This window comes from Eubacterium sp. An3 (assembly GCF_002159465.1).
GTDB classification, from domain to species: Bacteria; Bacillota; Clostridia; order Lachnospirales; family Lachnospiraceae; genus Anaerobutyricum; species Anaerobutyricum stercoris.
This window is the reverse complement of sequence record NZ_NFIR01000072.1, coordinates 1-3,547: the sequence shown is the minus strand read 5'-3', so window position 1 is coordinate 3,547 and position 3,547 is coordinate 1. Positions and strand designations below refer to the sequence as shown.

Sequence of the window (3,547 nt, the reverse complement as noted above, 5' to 3'; positions counted from 1 at the left end):
GCGCAGAAAAAGGGACAGGCCGCGCTGGACAAGCAGAACGCCCCCATGATTGCAGGCGGTATCACGCCCCGGCAGACCAAGTTTGAAACGAACAAGGAGAAGCTGCGGCAGACCATACGGAAAGCCCTTGCCACCGCCACCAGCTTTGACGAGTTTTCCTCTTTGCTGCTGCGGGAGGGCGTGGCCGTCAAGGAGAGCCGGGGGCGGCTTAGTTACCTCACGCCGGACAGGACAAAGACCATTACCGCCCGCAAGCTGGGCGACGATTTTGACCGCGCCGCTGTCCTTGCCGTTTTGGAGCAGAACGCCGCCAGAGCCGCAGAAAAGGCCGCGGCTATATCCAGCACCCCGCCCTCTATCCAAGACCAACTGCGGGCAGACAGAGCCGCCCGAACCGCCCCGAATGTGCAGCGGCTTGTGGACATTGAGCAGAAGAAAGCCGAGGGCAAAGGCCGGGGCTATGAACGCTGGGCAACCATGCACAACCTCAAACAAATGGCCGCGACGCTGAATGTGTATCAGGAATACGGCTTCACTTCCCCGGAGCAGTTAGAAGCCGCCGTTGATACCGCCTATCAGGAAATGCGCCAGACCAGCAGCGAACTGAAAGCACTGGAAACGAAGCTACAAGGGAAAAAGGAGTTGCAGCGGCAGGTGCTGGCCTACGCCAAGACCAAGCCCGCCCGCGACGGGCTGAAAGCGCAGAAATCCCCAAAAGCCCGCGAAGCATACCGGCAGGCGCATGAGAGCGACTTTATCATAGCCGAAGCCGCCGCCCGGTATTTCCGGGAGCATGGCATTACCAGGCTGCCTGCCCGGAAAGCGTTGCAGGACGAGATCGAGCAGCTTGTTTCCAAGAAATCCGGCCTGTATAACACCTATCACGAACAGAAGCAGCAGTATGCGGAGTTGCAGACGGTCAAGCGGAACATCGACCAGATTTTGCGCCGGAGCGAGCCGCACCGCAGAAAGGAGCAGAGCCATGAGAGATAAATTTACAAGGAGCGAACTGGAAATGGTTTACCAGTACGCCGCCCCCACCAAAGAGGAAACCCTTGCGGGGCTGAAAGAGATTGTCCCCGTTATCCGGGACGCGCAGACAAGGGCGATTGTCCAACGCACCATAAACCGGCTGGAACAGATACCTGAGCCAGTGTGCAGCAAGTTTATCGCTGATACAAAAGCGCGTTTTCTGGAAGAACGGGACAGGTCAATCCGCCGCCGGATAGCTGCGGCAAAGGAGCAGACGGCCAGAGCAAAGCAGCCGCGCCGGAAAGAAGCCATACGGAAAAATCCGGGGCTTGACCACTGAAAGGCGGTGAACGCCATGAGCGATAAGCTGCCCCGCATGGACTACCGCCAGCACCGGCGGGCGCGGCGGCTGGTGCATGAGTGCTGTAACTACGACGAGGGGAACTGCCTGCTGTTGGACGACGGGGAGCCTTGCGTATGCGTCCAGAGCATTTCCCTTTCCCTCATGTGCCGGTGGTTCCGTGTAGCTGTCCTGCCCCTTGACGGGGAGCTGGCCGCAGCCCTCTTGTACCGGGGGAGCCGGAAACGGTGCGCCGTCTGCGGCGCGGCCTTTGTCCCCAAATCCAACCGGGGAAAATACTGCCCCGGCTGCGCCGGACGCATGAAGAAACTCAAAGCCGCCCAGAGAAAGCGGAAACAAAGGCAGAGATGTCACGCTTTAGAGCCTTTCAAACCCGCATAAATCAAAGCTTTTTTCGTGGGTGTCAAAGGGTGCGCGATACATTTATCCTTTTCCCCCGGAAACGCCGTCCTAATGCGTGACAAACCGCCAAAATCAACCCGAACACAGGGAGGTGATACTATCGCTGATTATATCATGGCAGACACGACCATGCCCCTCTATCTGCCTTATCCCCGTTTCCTGTTCAAAATGGAGATTTCCCAGACCGCCAAGCTGCTGTATTCGCTGCTGTTAGACCGCTCCACCCTCTCCCAGAAAAACAAATGGCAGGACGATAAGGGCAGGATTTATATTATCTATCCCATCGCGGAGATAGCCGAAATACTGGATAAAGGCAGCACCACCATAAAGGGGGCGCTGAATGAACTGGACATGGCGGGGCTTTTGGAACGGGAACGGGGCGGCTTCTCCGCACCGAACCGGCTGTATGTGAAAGTGCCGCGTGTGCCACAGGTACAGTTTTCCGACCAACTGATGGCCGGAAAACCGACCCTCATAGAGCCGGAAAACCGACCTTATGATGGTCAGAAAACCGACCTTATGATGGTCGGAAAACCGTCCCCTAACCAAACTACTATAAACAACCTTACAGAGAGCCAAACAATGGGAGCGAGTGGGGAACCGCCCGCGCCCTATGGCCGATACCAGAATATTTTTCTGTCACAAACCGAATACGACGAGTTGCAGGCAGAATACCCCGACAGGCTGGAACGGTTCATTGAGGAAATGAGCCGTTACCTTGCCGCCAGCGGGAGAAGCTACCAGAATTATGCCGCCGCCCTGCGGATATGGGCGGGGAACGACAAAAAGGGCGCCCCGAAAAAGGGCATACCCGACTACTCATGCAAGGAGGGCGAGAGTTTATGAAGAACGAAATCAACGCTGTTTTGGAGAATATGACCGCCACAGCCCCGGAGCCGGAGGACTACACCGGCGAGGACGGTTTACTCTACTGCGGCAAGTGCCGCAAGCCGAAAGAAGCCTATTTTGCGCCGGATAAGGCCGCTGTCTTTGGCCGTGACCGCCACCCGGCAGAGTGCGACTGCCAGAGAGCCGCCCGCGAGGAACGGGAGGCCGCCGAGAAGCGGCGCAGGCACCTTGACACCGTAGAAGAACTGAAACGCCGGGGCTTTACCGACCCCACCATGCGGGGCTGGACTTTTGAGAACGACAACGGCAGGAACCCGCAGACCGGGATTGCCCGCCGGTATGTGGAGCATTGGGAGGATATGCGAGCCGACAACATCGGCTGCCTGTTCTGGGGCGGCGTGGGAACCGGGAAAAGCTACCTTGCGGGCTGTATCGCAAACGCCCTCATGGAGAAAGAAATCCCCGTCCACATGACAAACTTTGCCCTTATCCTCAATGACCTTGCCGCCAGCTTCGAGGGCAGGAACGAATACATTTCCCGCCTTTGCCGCTATCCGCTGCTTATCCTTGACGACTTCGGCATGGAGCGCGGGACGGAATACGGGCTGGGACAGGTTTTCAATGTGATTGACAGCCGTTACCGCAGCGGCAAGCCGCTGATCGTCACGACCAACCTCACGCTGGACGACTTGCGGAACCCGGAGGACACCGCCCATTCCCGGATTTATGACCGCCTGCTTTCCATGTGCGTCCCGGTACGCTTTACCGGCGACAACTTCCGGCAGGAAACCGCACAGCGGAAAATGGAAAGCATGAAGAAACTGATTACCGACTGAAAGGAGTATTGCCTATGACAGATAACAAGCAGCACGACACCCGCACCGCCCGCCGCCCCGACTGCGTGACGGAAATCCGCATGGGCAATTCCGTCCTTGTCGTGTCCGGCTATTTCAAGAAAGACAC

General features: G+C 57.6%; 4 protein-coding genes and 1 pseudogene. All 5 read left to right on the top strand.

Annotation, left to right across the window (positions count from 1 at the left end; all coding sequences use genetic code 11):
- A pseudogene (locus B5F87_RS20150) lies at positions 1-993 on the top strand (relaxase); the annotation flags it as partial.
- Complete coding sequence (locus B5F87_RS20145; protein WP_087284418.1) at positions 983-1,312, top strand: transposon-transfer assisting family protein; 330 nt, start codon at positions 983-985, stop codon at positions 1,310-1,312. The pseudogene B5F87_RS20150 and the gene B5F87_RS20145, both read left to right, overlap by 11 nt.
- 15 nt (positions 1,313-1,327) lie before the next feature.
- Positions 1,328-1,714 carry a cysteine-rich VLP domain-containing protein gene (locus B5F87_RS20140; protein ID WP_087284415.1) on the top strand — a complete coding sequence of 129 codons (387 nt, stop codon included), beginning with the start codon at positions 1,328-1,330 and terminating at the stop codon, positions 1,712-1,714.
- 72 nt (positions 1,715-1,786) lie between these two features.
- Positions 1,787-2,581 (top strand): replication initiator protein A, encoded by a 795-nt coding sequence (locus B5F87_RS20135; RefSeq protein ID WP_087284412.1) that lies wholly within the window; start codon positions 1,787-1,789, stop codon positions 2,579-2,581.
- Positions 2,578-3,420 (top strand): ATP-binding protein, encoded by an 843-nt coding sequence (locus tag B5F87_RS20130; protein ID WP_087284409.1) that lies wholly within the window; start codon positions 2,578-2,580, stop codon positions 3,418-3,420. Before B5F87_RS20135 ends, B5F87_RS20130 begins: the two co-directional genes overlap by 4 nt.
- Positions 3,421-3,547: the final 127 nt, after the last annotated feature.